Here is a 13,685-nt window from a genome sequence, read left to right on the forward strand (position 1 = left end):
CGGCCGCCGCCTACCCCGGCTGGTCCGGCGCCACCCCCGGCGAGCGCTCCGACGCGCTGCACCGGCTGGCCGGCGTGCTCGCGGGGGCCGGTCACGGCCGTCCGGCGTGTCGCGCGGTTACACCCCTGTGACTCACATCGCACAGTCGTTTCGCCGCCGTCGCAGACGGAAGATTAGACTCGACGAGATCGCGCGAGGCCCGCGCGACCCCGCAGTTTCGACGTAAGACCAAGGAGGAACGGGTGCCTTTGCTGACCCGCATCGCCGGCCCCCGCGACCTGGACGGCCTCACCCCGGAGCAGCTGGAGGAGCTGGCGGCGGAGATCCGCACCTTCCTCGTCGAGTCGGTCGCTAAGACCGGCGGGCACCTGGGACCCAACCTGGGCGTGGTCGAGCTGACCATCGCGCTGCACCGGGTCTTCGACTCCCCGAAGGACAAGGTCCTCTTCGACACGGGCCACCAGTCCTACGTGCACAAGCTGCTCACCGGGCGCCAGGACTTCTCGAAGCTCAAGGGCAAGGGCGGCCTCTCCGGCTACCCCTCCCGGCAGGAGTCCCCGCACGACTTCATCGAGAACAGCCACGCGTCGACCGTGCTGGGCTGGGCGGACGGCCTCGCCAAGGCCAACCAGGTCAAGGGCGGCGACGACCACGTGGTGGCCGTCATCGGTGACGGCGCGCTCACGGGCGGTATGGCCTGGGAGGCGCTGAACAACATCGCCGCCGCGAAGGACCGTCCGCTGGTGATCGTCGTCAACGACAACGAGCGGTCCTACGGCCCGACGATCGGCGGCCTCGCCAACCACCTCGCGACCCTGCGGACCACCGACGGCTACGAGCGCTTCCTCGCCCGTACGAAGGACATACTGGACCGCACCCCCGTCGTCGGGCGCCCGATCTACGAGACGCTGCACGGCGCCAAGAAGGGGCTGAAGGACTTCATCGCCCCGCAGGGCATGTTCGAGGACCTGGGCCTGAAGTACGTCGGGCCGATCGACGGCCACGACGTCACCGCCATCGAGTCCGCCCTGCAGCGCGCCAAGCGCTTCGGCGGGCCGGTGATAGTGCACTGCCTGACGGAGAAGGGCCGCGGCTACCGGCCCGCGCGCGAGGACGAGGCCGACCAGTTCCACGCGGTCGGCGTCATCCACCCCGACACCGGCCTGCCCGTCGCGACCGCCGGCGCCGACTGGACCTCGGTCTTCGCCGACGAGATGGTCCAGCTCGGCAAGGAGCGCGCCGACATCGTCGCGATCACCGCGGCCATGATGCGCCCCACCGGCCTGCACCCGTTCGCCGAGGCGTTCCCGGAGCGGACGTACGACGTCGGCATCGCCGAGCAGCACGCCGCGGTGTCCGCCGCGGGGCTCGCCACCGGCGGGCTTCACCCGGTCGTCGCAATCTACGCGACTTTCCTCAACCGGGCCTTCGACCAGGTCCTCATGGACGTCGCCCTGCACAGGTGCGGGGTGACCTTCGTGCTCGACCGCGCCGGCATCACCGGCACGGACGGCGCCTCGCACAACGGCATGTGGGACATGTCGATCCTCCAGGTCGTACCCGGCCTCAGGATCGCCGCCCCGCGCGACGCCCAGCAGCTGCGCGCGCAGCTCCGCGAGGCCGTCGCCGTCGACGACGCCCCGACCGTCGTGCGCTACTCCAAGGGCACCGTCGGCCCCGCCGTCCCGGCGCTTCGCCGGATCGGCGGCATGGACGTGCTGCGCGAGCCCGGTACGGACACCCCGGACGTGCTGCTGGTCTCCGTCGGCGCGCTGGCTCCGATGTGCCTGGAGGCCGCCGGCCTGCTGGAGAAGCAGGGCATCAGCACCACCGTCGTCGACCCGCGCTGGGTCAAGCCCGTCGACGAGCTGCTGCCGGCGCTCGCCGAGCGGCACCGCGTGGTCGTCACCGTCGAGGACAACAGCCGCAGCGGCGGCGTCGGCTCCGCGGTCGCCCAGGCGCTGCGCGACGCGGGCATCGACATGCCGCTGCGCGACTTCGGCATCCCGGAGCGGTTCCTGGACCACGCCTCCCGCAAGGAGGTGCTGGCCGAGATCGGCCTGACGGCCCCGGACGTCGCCCGGCAGATCACCGGCCTGGTCGCCCGGATCGACCGCCGCGCGGGCGAGGACGCCGCGGAGGCGGCGGAGCGGGAGATCGCCCGCGACTGACGCCGGCACGCCATACCTCCACCCGGACGCCGGGTCGCTCCTCCGATCGGGGGAAGCGGCCCGGCGCCTCGCTTCCCCCGGCGTGCGCGCGGGCACGGTTGGGCACGAGCCCGCGTGGAGGTGCGCCCGATGACCAGCAGTGTCTTCCGTACGAAGACCGTCGAGGAGTCCATCCGGGACACCGAGGAGCCCGAGCACGGCCTGCGGAAGTCCCTCACCGCCGCCGACCTCACCGTCTTCGGCGTCGGCGTCATCATCGGCACCGGCATCTTCGTCCTCACCGGCAAGATCGCCAAGGAGGTCGCGGGCCCCTCGACCGCCCTGGCGTTCGTCGTCGCCGGCGTGGTCTGCGCGCTGGCCGCGCTGTGCTACGCCGAGTTCGCCTCGACGGTGCCGGTGGCCGGTTCGGCGTACACCTTCTCCTACGCCTCGCTGGGCGAGCTGCCCGCCTGGATCATCGGCTGGGACCTGATCCTGGAGCTGGCGCTGGGCTGCGCGGTGGTCGCGGTCGGCTGGTCCGGGTACATCCGCTCGCTGATGGACTCGGCCGGCATCTCGATGCCGCAGGCGCTGTCCGGCACCCAGAACGGCGAGTTCGGCTTCGATCTGCTGGCCTGCCTGCTCGTCCTGGTCCTGACGGGGATCCTCGTCGCCGGGATGAAGCTCTCCTCGCGCGTCACCTCGGTCGTGGTCGCGGTGAAGGTCACCGTGGTGCTCCTGGTGATCGTCGCCGGCGCCTTCTACATCGAGGCGGACAACTACACCCCGTTCATCCCGCCCGCCGAGTCCAGCAGCGGGGTCTCCGGGATCCAGGCGCCGCTGATCCAGCTGATGACCGGCTACACGCCGACGACCTTCGGCGTGATGGGCATCTTCACCGCCGCGGCCGTCGTCTTCTTCGCCTTCATCGGCTTCGACATCGTCGCCACGGCCGCCGAGGAGACCTACCACCCCCAGCGCGACATCCCCCGCGGCATCCTCGGCTCCCTCGCGATCTGCACCGTGCTGTACGTCCTGGTGTCACTGGTCGTCGTCGGCATGCAGCACTACACGGAGCTGTCGACGGACGCCCCGCTCGCGGACGCGTTCAAGTCCGTGGGCGCTCCGTTCTTCGCCGGGCTGATCAGCTTCGGGGCCGCCGTCGGGCTGACGACCGTGTGCATGATCCTGCTGCTCGGGCAGAGCCGGGTGTTCTTCGCGATGAGCCGCGACGGGCTGCTGCCGCACTTCTTCTCGCACGTGCACCCCCACTTCGGTACGCCGTACCGCTCGACGATCCTGCTCGGCGTCGTCGTCGCGGTCGTGGCGGGCTTCACCTCCATCGACGCGCTGGCGGAGCTGGTCAACATCGGCACGCTCTTCGCCTTCGTCGTGGTCGCGATCGGCGTGGTGCTGCTGCGCCGCTCCCGGCCCGATCTGCCGCGCGGGTTCCGGACGCCGTGGGTGCCGGTCGTACCGATCCTGTCGGTGGCGTCGTCGGTGTGGCTGATGCTGAACCTGCCGGCGGAGACGTGGATCCGGTTCGCGGTGTGGATGGTGCTGGGCGTGGTGATCTACTTCGTGTACGGCAGGCAGCACAGCCGGCTGCACCTCCGCAGGACGAGGAAGACCGGCGACCTGGGCAGCCACCACAGCCACCACTGACATGGAGCCGCAGACCTTCACCGCGACGCTGGTCAAAAGCCCCTCGCCGGGCGGCTGGACGTATCTCGTGTGGCCGGAGTCCGTCGCGTTCTTCGGTACCCGCGGGCTGGTGAAGGTGCGCGGCACGATCGACGGCCATCCGTTCCGCAGCTCGTTCATGGCCCTCGGGGACGGCACGCACATGCTCCCGGTCAAGGCGGAGATCCGCCGGGCGATCGGGAAGGGGGAGGGGGACTCGGTGACGGTGGTACTGGAGGAGCGGCTCTAGGACCCGTCCGCGCCCTTGCGCCCGGACTGTGGGCGTACGGTCCGGGGTCCCGCGATCCCGGCGCCCAGCGCGGTGACGCGCTCGCGCAGGCCGCGGTCCGCCGTCACGACCACGCGGTCCCGGTCCGGGCCCGCCTGCGCCACCAGGTCCACGATGTGGTCGTCCCCGCTGCCGGCCGCCGACTCCACCCGTACCCCCGGCACGGACTCCACGCCCCGGGCCGCGCCCTCCACCACGAGCACCAGCTCCACGGGGCCGGGCCGGCCGGCGACGCCCTGTCCGGCGTACCCCGCGTCCGCCAGCGCGTCCCGCAGCCGCTCCGCGGCCCCGCGCCGGTCGCGCCACCAGCCGTCCGGTACGGAACCGACGACGTTGGCGCCGTCCACGATGACGAGGGGCGGGGGAGCGTCCATGGGCCCAGCCTCCCACGCGGCAGGGGACCGTGTGCGCCTGCTCGCGCGGGGTCGTCCGCCCGGACCGGGGCTCGCCCACCTATCCGAATTGCCGGAAATCACCCGGAAGAATTCCTGATCTTGCCTAAAGCCGCAGCGCAGGGCTGCCGAAGACCTAAATGACCCTTCCGACCCGAAGGCTCCCGCTCCCCTCAGGGGGAACGTCCCCGCACCATCAGGAGGCCTGGTGTCCGTTCTGCTCGAGCAACCCACAAGCCTGGTCGCCTACCGCCCCAACAAGCCGACCGCCATGGTCGTCGTGGCCGACCCCCGCGTCCGCTCCAGCGTGACCCGGCACCTGTGGGCCCTCGGGGTACGCGACGTGATCGAGGCCTCGTCCATCGCCGAGGCCCGCCCCCGTATCTCCAACCCCCGCGACATCTGCGTGGCCGACGTACACCTCCCGGACGGCTCGGGGCTCACCCTGCTCAGCGAGACCCGCGCCGCGGGCTGGCCGAACGGCCTCGCCCTCTCCGCCGCCGACGACATCGGCGCCGTGCGCAACGCGCTGGCCGGCGGCGTGAAGGGGTACGTCGTCACCGGCACCCGGACGAACGTCGGGCTCGGCACCCGTCCCGGCGCCGCGCACATCGGCGCCGCCGCCGGGCGGCTGCACCGGCGGCCCGGCGCGCCCGGAGCCCCCGGCCAGGGCGGCGTACCGGGCCGCGGCGAGGGCGCTCCCGGTCACCCCGGCGGGTACCGGGAGCTGTCCGGGCGCGAGGTCGAGGTCCTGCGGCTGGTGGCGGAGGGCCAGTCCAACAAGGCCATCGGCGTGTCCATGGGGCTGTCGGCGCTGACGGTGAAGTCGCACCTGGCCCGCATCGCCCGCAAGCTCGGCACGGGCGACCGCGCGGGCATGGTGGCGGTGGCGCTCCGTACCGGCATCATCCACTGAATCTGTACATATTCCGCGGGCCCGTCGACGGAACGTTCCGTCGACGGGCTCTTGCGCTCATCACACACGGATACCCTTGACACGTGACCGATGCCCAAGAGACCGCAGCAGATGATGCTGTGCAGGACGTAACCGGAACGAGCACCGCCCCCTCCGCCAACGGCGCAGCCCCCCTCGGCGCCGCCGTCCAGGCACCGGTCCCGCTGCTGGAACCCCGGGAGGGCATCCCTCCCGTCGTCGCCTCTCCCGAGGCCCTGGCCGAGGTCGTCGCGGCGTTCGCGGCGGGCCGCGGACCCGTCGCCGTGGACGCCGAGCGAGCCTCCGGCTACCGCTACGGCCAGCGCGCGTACCTCGTCCAGCTGCGCCGCGAGGGCGCCGGTACGGCGCTCGTCGACCCCGTCGCCTTCACGGACCTGGCCGACCTCGGTACGGCGATCGCGGACGCGGAGTGGGTGCTGCACGCGGCCACGCAGGACCTGCCGTGCCTGCACGAGATAGGCATGAGCCCCAAACGGCTGTTCGACACGGAGCTGGCCGGGCGGCTCGCCGGCTTCGCCCGGGTCGGGCTCGGCGCGATGGTGGAGAGCGTCCTCGGCTACGGCCTGGAGAAGGGCCACTCCGCCGTCGACTGGTCCACGCGCCCGCTGCCCGAGCCGTGGCTGCGGTACGCCGCGCTGGACGTGGAGCTGCTGGTGGACCTCCGTGACGCGCTGGAGGAGGAGCTGGAGCGGCAGGGCAAGCTGGAATGGGCCCACCAGGAGTTCGCCGCGCTCGCCGCGGCCCCGCCGCCCGCGCCCCGCAAGGACCCCTGGCGGCGTACGTCCGGGATGCACAAGGTGCGCCGACGGCGGCAGCTCGGCGTCGTACGCGAGCTGTGGCAGACCCGGGACCGGATCGCCCAGCGGCGCGACGTCTCCCCGGGCAAGGTGCTGAGCGACGCCGCGATCGTCGAGGCCGCGCTGAACCTCCCCGCGAACGCGCGGGCGCTGGCCGCGCTGACCGGGTTCGGGCAGCGGATGGGCCGCCGTCAGCTGGACCAGTGGCAGGCCGCGGTCGACCGCGCGCGGGCGCTGCCGGAGGCGGAGCTGCCCCAGCAGGGCGCGCCGCTGAACGGTCCGCCCCCGCCCCGGTCGTGGGCGGAGAAGGACCCGGCCGCGGCGGCGCGGCTCGCGGCGGCCCGTGCCGCGGTCACCGCCCGTGCGGAGGAGCTGGGGCTCCCCCAGGAGAACCTCATCACTCCGGACACCGTCCGCCGCCTGTGCTGGGAGCCGCCGAAGACGGTGACCCAGGAGACGGTGGCGGCCTTCCTCGCGGAGCACGGCGCGCGGGCGTGGCAGGTGGAGCAGGTCACGCCGTTGCTGTCGGAGGCGCTCGGCGGCTGAGCCGCGGCGCGCGGTGGGGGCGGCCCGGGCTCACCACGACCCGCGCCCGGGCTCACCACGACCCCGGCCGCGACGGCTCGGTATCCGGGCCGCCGGGCACCACGCCGAGGATGGGTGCGTGGTCCGAGTAGCCGTCGGGGGCGCCGCTCGCCGGGTCGTTGGCGGTGGTGTCCATCCGCGACGTGTCGGCCCCGCACCAGGCGTACCGGCTGCCCGTCGCCGCCTTCGTGGCGTAGAAGTGGTCCAGGCGGTGCCAGCTGTGCGTCCCGGTGGCCGGGTCCCAGCCGTGGCGGGTGACGTCGTCCACGCACCGCTCCATGCGTTCGTTCAGTGCCGCGAGGACCGGTGAGCCGCCGTTCCGGTTGAAGTCGCCGCCCAGCACCGCCCCGGAGCGCACCGCGTCGCCCAGGAAACCGACGACCTCGGCGACCTGGCGCGGGGCACGCGCGCCGGGATCGGCCGGATCGTCCTCGCCGACCACGAGGTGGGCCGTGCACACCTCGGGCCGCCAGCCGCGCACCGTCACGCAGAGCGCCGGGAGGGTCTGCAGGCTGGTGCCGGCGGGGTCGGGCGGCAGGGTGTTCGCCGCGCGGGCGGAGGTGATCTCCCCGCGCACCGCCACCAGGACCCCGAGGTCGCCGGTCAGGCCGCCCCGGCAGTCGGTGCGGCCGTCGGGCCGGGCGCCGGCGGCGTGCCGGATCGACCAGCCCGCGCCCAGTGCCTTGCCCAGCAGGTCCATATGGCTGCCCGCGGCGGCCGCCCGGCCGCCCTCGGCGTAGCCGCAGACCTCCTGCAGCATCACGACGTTCGCCCGGTGCTTCCGCACCAGCTGCCGGACCTGCTCGACCTTGGCCGCGGGTTCGGCGCGGTACGGGCAGTAGCCCGCGTCGCCCCGCAGACCGCCGGCCTCGCCGCAGATGTTCCAGGAGAGCATCCGGATCTCCGGGGTGTGGACCGCCGGCGGGCTCTGGGCGTTCGCCGTGGCGGCCGGCAGGCCGGCGAGCACGGCGGAGGCCGCGAGCGGCAGCGCGGCGATACGTACGGCGGCGTTGCGCGCGGCGGCGATACGCACGGAGGTGATACGCCCGGAGGCTGCGCGGACGGCGGGGATGCGCACCGCGGCGTTGCGCGCGGCGGCGGAGAGCCGGCCGTCGCGTGTGCGCGGACGGGATGCCCGGGCCGTCAGGCCCAAGAACGCGTGCATGGCGGTCACGCCAGTCAGCGGTTGTCACGGCAGCGTCTCGCACACCCGCCCCCACCATAGGCCCGGGGGGTCCGCGCGGCCACCGGCGGGCGCGGCCCGGGCGCGGCCCGGGCGCGGCGGGCGGGCCCGGCCCCGGCGGCCGGCGGTGTGATCTCCGCCGCTCCCCCCTCCCGCCCTGGGCACAGAGATTACCCGCGAGTAGCATGACTCGTAAGTAACCGAACCCCCGGAGGAGAGCCGTGCCTCGTACCGCCAGGGACGTCGTCTTCGTCGACGGCGTCCGTACCCCGTTCGGCAAAGCGGGCCCCAAGGGCATCTACCACGAGACCCGGGCCGACGACCTCGTGGTCAAGTGCATCCGTGAGCTCCTGCGCCGCAACCCGGCCCTCGACCCCGCGAAGATCGACGAGGTGGCGATCGCCGCCACCACGCAGATCGGCGACCAGGGTCTGACGCTCGGCCGCACGGCCGGCATCCTCGCCGGGCTGCCGCAGTCCGTACCCGGCTACTCCATCGACCGGATGTGCGCGGGCGCCCTGACCGCGGTCACGACGACCGCCGGCTCCATCGCCTTCGGCGCGTACGACGCCGTCATCGCGGGCGGCGTCGAGCACATGGGCCGCCACCCGATGGGCGAGGGCGTCGACCCGAACCCCCGCTTCGTGAGCGAGAAGCTCGTCGACGAGTCCGCCCTGTTCATGGGCATGACCGCCGAGAACCTGCACGACCGCTTCCCGCACATCACGAAGCAGCGCGCCGACGAGTACGCCGTACGCTCGCAGGAGAAGGCCGCCAAGGCGTACGCGAACGGCAGCATCCAGCAGGACCTGGTGCCGATCTCCGTCCGGCGTACCAACCCGGACGCCGGCGAGACCGGCTGGGGCCTGGCCACCGCCGACGAGCCGATGCGCCCGGGCACGACCCTGGAGAACCTGGCGGGGCTCAAGACCCCCTTCCGCCCGCACGGCCGGGTGACCGCCGGCAACGCCGCGGGGCTCAACGACGGCGCCACGGCGTCGATCATCGCCTCCGAGGACTTCGCCCGCGAGCACGGCCTCCCGGTGCGGATGCGCCTGGTGGCGTACTCCTTCGCCGGCGTCGAGCCGGAGGTCATGGGCTACGGCCCGATCCCGGCCACCGAGAAGGCCCTGGCCCAGGCCGGCCTGGGCATCGAGGACATCGGCCTGTTCGAGATCAACGAGGCCTTCGCCGTCCAGGTGCTGGCCTTCCTCGACCACTACGGCATCGCGGACGACGACCCGCGCGTCAACCAGTACGGCGGCGCCATCGCCTTCGGCCACCCGCTGGCCTCCTCCGGCGTACGCCTGATGACGCAGCTCGCGCGGCAGTTCGAGGAGCAGCCGGAGGTCCGTTACGGCATCACGACCATGTGCGTCGGCTTCGGCATGGGCGCCACGGTCATCTGGGAGAACCCCCACTGGGAGGGCAAGTGAGCACGACGGCAGAACTTCTGAAGGGAGCCGCTGAGCTCTTCCCGGACGAGGTCGTGACGCAGGCGCACGTACGCCATCTCGACCTGCCGGGCGGCGCCGGCCGCTTCGCGCTGATCACCCTCGACAACGGCCTGGACCACACCAAGCCGACCACGTTCGGCCCGCAGTCGCTGGCCAATCTGGACAAGGCGATCGACCAGGTCGCCGCCGAAGCCGAGGCCGGAGACGTCAAGGGCGTCGGCATCACCGGCAAGCCCTTCATCTTCGCCGTCGGCGCCGACCTCAAGGGCGTCGAGCTGCTGACGCGCCGCGAGGACGCGCTGGCGATCGGCAAGGGCGGGCACGACGTCTTCCAGCGCCTGGCGCGGCTCGCCGTACCGACCTTCGCGTTCTACAACGGCGCCGCGATGGGCGGCGGCGTCGAGGTCGGCCTGCACTGCTCGTACCGCACCGTCTCCGCGGCCCTCCCGGCCTTCTCCCTCCCCGAGGTCTTCCTGGGCCTGGTCCCGGGCTGGGGCGGCTGCACCCTGCTGCCGAACCTGATCGGCGCCGAGCGCGCGGTCAAGGTGATCATCGAGAACAGCCTCAACCAGAACCGCCAGCTGAAGGGCAAGCAGGTCCACGAGCTCGGGATCGCCGACGCGATCTTCGAGGGCGCGGACTTCCTGGAGCAGTCCCTGCTGTGGGCCGCGGCCGTCCTCAAGGGCGACATCGAGGTCGTACGCCCCGGCATCGACCGCGGCGAGACCTGGGACGCGGCCGTCGAGCGGGGCCGCGCGATCGCCGACTCCAAGGTGCACGGCGCCGCCCCGGCCGCCTACCGCGCGCTCGACATCATCGCGAACGCCAAGAACGGCGACCTGCGCCAGGGCTTCGACGCCGAGGACGAGGCCCTCGCGGACCTCATCATGGGCGGCGAACTGCGCTCCGGCATCTACGCCTTCAACCTGGTGCAGAAGCGCGCCAAGCGCCCCGTCGGCGCCCCCGACAAGAGCCTGGCCCGCCCGGTCACCAAGGTCGGCGTGGTGGGCGCGGGCCTGATGGCCTCGCAGATGGCGCTGCTGTTCGCCCGCCGCCTCGAGGTGCCCGTGGCGCTCACGGACATCGACCAGGAGCGGATCGACAAGGGCGTGGGCTACGTCCACGAGCAGATCGACATGCTGCTGCTCAAGGGCCGCGTCAACCAGGACAAGGCCAACCGCCTCAAGGCCCTGGTGACCGGTTCCCTCGACAAGGCCGAGGCGTTCGGCGACGCGGACTTCGTCATCGAGGCCGTCTTCGAGGAGATGGGCGTCAAGCAGCAGGTCTTCGCGGAGGTCGAGGCGGTCGTCCCGGAGCACGCGATCCTGGCGACCAACACCTCGTCCCTCTCGATCTCCGAGATGGCGTCGAAGCTGAAGCACCCCGAGCGGGTCGTCGGCTTCCACTTCTTCAACCCGGTGGCGATCATGCCGCTGCTGGAGATCGTCCGCGCGGAGCGGACCGACGACGGCACGCTGGCCACGGCGTTCGCCGTCGCCAAGAAGCTGAAGAAGACCTCGGTCCTGGTCAAGGACGCCCCGGCGTTCGTGGTCAACCGCATCCTCACCCGCTTCATGGGCGAGGTCCTGGGCGCCGTCGACGAGGGCACCCCGGTGGAGATCGCCGACCGCGCACTGGCCCCGCTGGGCCTGCCGATGTCGCCGATCGTGCTGCTGGACCTGGTCGGCCCGGCGGTCGCGCACCATGTGGCGGGCACCCTGGCGGCGTCCTTCCCGGACCGCTTCCGCCAGTCGGAGAACCTGGACCGGGTGGTCAAGGCGGGCAAGCGCAGCCTGTACGCCTACGACTCGGGCAAGCCCGAGCTGGACCCGGAGGTGGCCGCCCTGTTCCAGACCGGCGACACCGTCCTGACGGAGGAGCAGGTCCGCGACCGCGCCCTGGACGCCATCGCGCAGGAGATCGGCCTGATGCTCGAGGAGGGCGTGGTGGCCGAGGCGCAGGACATCGACCTGTGCCTGATCACCGGCGCGGGCTGGCCGTTCCACCTGGGGGGCATCACGCCGTACCTGGATCGGAAGGGTGTCAGCGAGCGGGTGCTGGGGCGCAGGTTCCTGGAGCCGGGCGTGGCCGGCGTTCCGGCGTAGGAAGACCCACACGCAGGAGGGGCGCACCAGACGGTGCGCCCCTCCTGCGTGTGGTCCCGCAGCGACCGAACTACCGGGCACCGTCCCGGACTCGGGTGAGTCCGGGACGGCGCCCGCGGTGTTCAGTGCCGGTTCTGCATCCGGGCCAGCAGCCGCGGACCGTAGCGCAGCATCGCGACGCCCAGGGCCGTGAGCGCCGCCGCGGCAGCGGTCAACAGCCCGATTCCGGCGGCTCCCGTCAGGGCCAGACCACCCGAACCGCCCTGGCCCTGCGTGTCCTCAGGGCTTGTCGCGCCGGCCGACGGCGAAGACGAGGGCGAGGCGGTGGCCTGCTCGGTCACCTTGATCGTGAAGTGGGCTCCGGCCTCACCAGAGGTCACGACGACGGTGTAGGTCCCCAGCGCCCGGCCGGCCACCAGCCCGGACGCCACGGCCACCCCGGACTCATCGGTGGTGATACGCACGGCATCGGCACGACCCTCGTCGAAACGGGGGCCGTCCTCCGTGTCGTCCTCCACCAGGAAGATCACGGCCTGACCTGCCGCCGGGCTGCCGGAATCCGTCACCTTGACCTTCAGCGGCGCCGGAAAGGCCTCGCCCGGCCGGCTCTGCTGCCCGTCCCCACTGACAATGCTGACCGCACGCGTCAGCTTCTTCACGTGCTCGGTGAACACCACCGACACGCCGTCCACCGTGGCCCGGACCGTGAAGTCGCCCTCCCGTCCATCGGTCTGGAAACGCGGCGACTGGGCGCGGCCCTGGTCATCCGTCGTGGCCACGGACCGCTGGTCCGTGCCCTGCGGTTCCACGAAGCGAACGCCGAGACCGTGCGGGTCCTCGATGGCGAACGTCACTTCCGCCTCCGGGACCGGACCGCCGTCCTTGCCGCGTGCGGTGACGGCGACCGGGGCGAACAGGATCGACGGGTTCACCGTCTGGTCGTCACCGGAGACCTTGGCGAGCTCGGTGACCGGACCGGCGGGCGGGGCCTGCCACTGGATGACGACGCGGCCTGCGCCGCCGGGTGCGTTGACGCCGCCCTCGCCGACTCCGGAAGTGTTCGGACCGTCCGAGGCCAGCCAGAACGGGTCGTCCTTGGCCGGGACCCGGTAGGCGTCGCCGCCCAGGATCCGCACATCGGACAACGCGGGCGAGGCATGACTGGAGCCGCCGCCGCCGTGGCCCGCATCGTTGTCGCCGCCGCCACCGCCGTTCACGCCGGACCCGCCGCCACCGCCTGCCCAGCCAGCGCCGCCGCCGCCACCGCCGTCCGGGCCGCCGGCGCCGCCCGCACCGCCCTGCGCCTGCCCGGCGCCAGGCTTGCCGTTACCGCCGCCCGCACCGCCCTCGGCCCCGCGCGCGCCCTTGCCGCCCAGGCCGCTACCCTCGGCGTCCTGACCGTTCTCGGCGCCCGCGGCGCCGGCGCCGCCCTGGGTTCGGACGTCCTGACCGCTGCCACCGCCGCCGCCGGCCACCAGCAGCGCCTTGCCGTCGCTGGTCCGGACCGACGTACTGGCCCCGCCCTTCGCCCCCCACAGGCCGTCGCCGGTGCCGCCCGGCGCATCGCCCGATCCGGGACCACCGACCTTGATCGACAGATGATCGCCGGCGGTGACGCGCACCGTGCCGGCCACGTACGCCGCGGCGCCTCCTGTGCCGAAGGCGTTACCCGTACCGCCCTGGCCCCAGGCCCGGACATCCAGCTTCTCGACCCCCGCAGGCACGGTGAAGTCCGCGCCGGCGGCGTCCGCGTCGAAGATCCGGCAGTGGTTGAACCCCGCGGTCGGCAGGCAGGTCGCGGAGTCGGCTCCGCCGGCCTGCCAGGCACCAGCCGCTCCCACACAGGCCGCGGCCAGTGCCACCGCTCCGATGCGCTGACCACCTCGGCGCAGCGCCGCGAATTGCTTCCTCATCAACCCTCCGTTGCCCTTACTGAACAAGCCCCCCAGGGCTTGACAACCGGCCGGGGAGACCGGAACCCGATACGGGTTCCGGCCGCGTCCAGCAGTGGTGTGATGCCGTCCAGATCGTCGCCCTCCGCCAGGAACGCGAACCGGCACAGCAGCGCCAGCATCGGCCCCGGATGCCG

Annotated in this window: 10 protein-coding genes; 7 read left to right on the forward strand and 3 right to left on the reverse strand. The window is 72.9% G+C overall.

The window, feature by feature from the left end; all coding sequences use genetic code 11:
- The first annotated feature begins 242 nt into the window (after nucleotides 1-242).
- The 3 genes from dxs to AB0M28_RS37300 all read left to right on the forward strand — a co-directional run bounded on the left by dxs (nucleotide 243) and on the right by AB0M28_RS37300 (nucleotide 4,083).
- A complete protein-coding gene (gene dxs / locus AB0M28_RS37290) occupies nucleotides 243-2,171 on the forward strand; it encodes a 1-deoxy-D-xylulose-5-phosphate synthase (protein WP_365414726.1) in 1,929 nt (642 codons plus the stop codon).
- A 129-nt stretch (nucleotides 2,172-2,300) separates the two neighbouring features.
- A complete protein-coding gene (locus AB0M28_RS37295) occupies nucleotides 2,301-3,815 on the forward strand; it encodes an amino acid permease (RefSeq protein WP_365414728.1) in 1,515 nt (504 codons plus the stop codon).
- 1 nt (nucleotide 3,816) lies between these two features.
- Entirely contained in the window at nucleotides 3,817-4,083 is a 267-nt protein-coding gene (locus tag AB0M28_RS37300) for a DUF1905 domain-containing protein (protein WP_365414730.1), read from the forward strand.
- Here the strand turns inward: AB0M28_RS37300 and AB0M28_RS37305 are convergent.
- Nucleotides 4,080-4,496, reverse strand: coding sequence for an NTP pyrophosphohydrolase (locus AB0M28_RS37305; protein WP_365414732.1), 417 nt, complete (start codon nucleotides 4,494-4,496; stop codon nucleotides 4,080-4,082). The two genes, AB0M28_RS37300 and AB0M28_RS37305, sit on opposite strands and share 4 nt — an antisense overlap.
- Before the next feature lie 226 nt (nucleotides 4,497-4,722).
- Between AB0M28_RS37305 and AB0M28_RS37310 the strand changes: the two genes are divergently transcribed.
- Together AB0M28_RS37310 and AB0M28_RS37315 are read left to right on the forward strand one after the other, a co-directional pair.
- The gene (locus AB0M28_RS37310) at nucleotides 4,723-5,430 is read left to right on the forward strand and encodes a response regulator transcription factor (RefSeq protein ID WP_365414734.1); all 708 of its coding nucleotides are present in this window, start codon (nucleotides 4,723-4,725) and stop codon (nucleotides 5,428-5,430) included.
- An 83-nt stretch (nucleotides 5,431-5,513) separates the two neighbouring features.
- Nucleotides 5,514-6,812 carry a ribonuclease D gene (locus AB0M28_RS37315; protein WP_365414736.1) on the forward strand — a complete coding sequence of 433 codons (1,299 nt, stop codon included), beginning with the start codon at nucleotides 5,514-5,516 and terminating at the stop codon, nucleotides 6,810-6,812.
- A 52-nt stretch (nucleotides 6,813-6,864) separates the two neighbouring features.
- Here the strand turns inward: AB0M28_RS37315 and AB0M28_RS37320 are convergent, their stop codons facing one another.
- A complete protein-coding gene (locus AB0M28_RS37320) occupies nucleotides 6,865-8,016 on the reverse strand; it encodes an endonuclease/exonuclease/phosphatase family protein (RefSeq protein ID WP_365414738.1) in 1,152 nt (383 codons plus the stop codon).
- Nucleotides 8,017-8,255: 239 nt separating this feature from the next.
- Here AB0M28_RS37320 and AB0M28_RS37325 point away from each other — a divergent pair, with 239 nt between their 5' ends.
- Together AB0M28_RS37325 and AB0M28_RS37330 are read left to right on the forward strand one after the other, a co-directional pair.
- Nucleotides 8,256-9,470, forward strand: coding sequence for an acetyl-CoA C-acyltransferase (locus AB0M28_RS37325; protein ID WP_365414740.1), 1,215 nt, complete (start codon nucleotides 8,256-8,258; stop codon nucleotides 9,468-9,470).
- Nucleotides 9,467-11,596, forward strand: coding sequence for a 3-hydroxyacyl-CoA dehydrogenase NAD-binding domain-containing protein (locus AB0M28_RS37330; protein ID WP_365414742.1), 2,130 nt, complete (start codon nucleotides 9,467-9,469; stop codon nucleotides 11,594-11,596). Before AB0M28_RS37325 ends, AB0M28_RS37330 begins: the two co-directional genes overlap by 4 nt.
- 122 nt (nucleotides 11,597-11,718) lie before the next feature.
- Here the strand turns inward: AB0M28_RS37330 and AB0M28_RS37335 are convergent.
- On the reverse strand, nucleotides 11,719-13,685 hold a 1,967-nt coding region (locus tag AB0M28_RS37335; protein WP_365414744.1), incomplete at its 5' end, for a hypothetical protein.

The sequence above is a fragment of the Streptomyces sp. NPDC051940 genome, from assembly GCF_040680895.1.
Taxonomy (GTDB): Bacteria; Actinomycetota; Actinomycetes; order Streptomycetales; family Streptomycetaceae; genus Streptomyces.

Coding starts and splice junctions, on each gene's coding strand:
- AB0M28_RS37295 (WP_365414728.1), top strand. CDS start 2,301: ATGACCAGCAGTGTCTTCCGTACGAAGACCGTCGAGGAGTCCATCCGG.
- AB0M28_RS37320 (WP_365414738.1), bottom strand. CDS start 8,016: ATGCACGCGTTCTTGGGCCTGACGGCCCGGGCATCCCGTCCGCGCACA.
- AB0M28_RS37300 (WP_365414730.1), top strand. CDS start 3,817: ATGGAGCCGCAGACCTTCACCGCGACGCTGGTCAAAAGCCCCTCGCCG.
- AB0M28_RS37305 (WP_365414732.1), bottom strand. CDS start 4,496: ATGGACGCTCCCCCGCCCCTCGTCATCGTGGACGGCGCCAACGTCGTC.